The 1,492-nt window shown below is 66.6% G+C and carries 1 protein-coding gene and 1 pseudogene; both read right to left on the reverse strand.

Going from position 1 to position 1,492, the window contains the following annotated elements:
- A pseudogene (locus BIS11_RS17370) lies at positions 1 to 417 on the reverse strand (phospho-N-acetylmuramoyl-pentapeptide-transferase); the annotation flags it as partial.
- Positions 418 to 436: 19 nt separating this feature from the next.
- The coding region (gene murF / locus BIS11_RS17375) for a UDP-N-acetylmuramoyl-tripeptide--D-alanyl-D-alanine ligase (RefSeq protein WP_253586698.1) at positions 437 to 1,492 on the reverse strand (1,056 nt) is incomplete at its 5' end.

The following is a 1,492-nucleotide window of genomic DNA, read 5'->3' on the forward strand; positions in this document are numbered from 1 at the left end:
AGCCGATTGCCAGAAGTACTTCCAGCGAGCGGGCAGCCCGCGCGGGTTCTTCTCGACCACCTTGCGGTAGTCGTCCACCCAGCCGATGGCACCGAACCCCAGCGTCACGCCCAGCACCACCCAGACGTAGTAGTTGGTGAGATCTCCCCACACCAGGGTGCTGAGCGCGATCGAGAGCAGGATCATCGCCCCACCCATGGTGGGCGTGCCGGCCTTGGAGAGGTGCGACTGCGGGCCGTCGTCGCGCACCGCCTGGCCGATCTGGCCTTCTACCAGGCGGCGGATGACCCATGGCCCCAGCCACAGGCAGAGCATCAGCGCGGTGATCGCAGCGAGAATGATACGAAGCGTGAGGTAGTTGAAGACCTGAAAGGCGCTCTGGTACTGCGCCAGAAAATTCGCCAGATGAACTAACATGAACGGCGTTTACCCTGTTTCAACCGAGCAGCGCGGCAATGACGCTTTCCATGCCCGCACTGCGTGACCCCTTGACCAGCAACGTGGCATCGGGCGGCAGCGTATTGATGATATGACGCGCAAGCGTCTCGTGGTCGTCGAAATGCTGCCCGCGACCGTGGGCAGTGCTGATGATGCGAGCCGCGTCACCACAGGTGAGCAGCGTGTCGATGCCAAGCTCACGGGCGATGCGGCCCACCTCGGCGTGCAGCGCCTCGGAGGCCTCGCCAAGTTCCCCCATTGCTCCCAGCGCGCACCAGTGCGGCCCTGGAAACGCTTTCAGGGTCTCGAGAGCGGCCTTCATCGCGCCCGGGTTGGCATTGTACGTATCGTCGAGCAGCGTGGCGCCGCCTTTCGCCTTCAAGACGCTCAAGCGGCCCTTGAGCGGCACGAGCGATCCAAGCCCCGCCAGCACGTTCTCTGGCATGACGCCGAGGACCAGTGCCGCGGCCGCCGCCGCCAGGGCGTTGCTGACGTTGTGCAGGCCCGGCAGCGGCAGGCGCACCTCGCCAAGCGACACCCCGTTTTCGACGAGCGTGAAAGCATACCGCCCTTGCGGGTCGCAGGAAAGGCCCCGGGCGCTGACGCACGCATCGCTCGAAAAACCGTAGCTGATCACCCGATGAGGCGCTGCAAGCGCGGCCCAGGTGGCGAAGTAGCGATCGTCGGCATTGAGCACGGCGACGCCGTCGGCGCCGAGCCCGGCGAGGATCTCGGCCTTGGCCTGGGCGATCTGGCCCATGCCGCCGAACTCACCGACGTGGGCACCGGTCACGTTGGTGATGATCGCCACGTCCGGCGCCGTGAGCCGCGCCGTCCAGGCGATCTCGCCCAGGTGGTTGGCGCCGAGCTCGACCACGCCGGCGCGGTGCTCGTCGTTCAGGCGCAGAAGGGTCAGCGGCGCGCCGAAGTCGTTGTTGAGGTTGGCTTCGGTGGCCAGCACCGGCCCGAGCGGCGCCAGCAGGTGCGCGGTCATCTCCTTGACCGTGGTCTTGCCGCTGTTGCCGGTCACCGCGACGATCGGGTGCTTGAAGCG

The sequence above is a fragment of the Halomonas sp. 707D4 genome (assembly GCF_024158685.1).
In the GTDB taxonomy this organism is placed as follows: Bacteria; Pseudomonadota; Gammaproteobacteria; order Pseudomonadales; family Halomonadaceae; genus Vreelandella.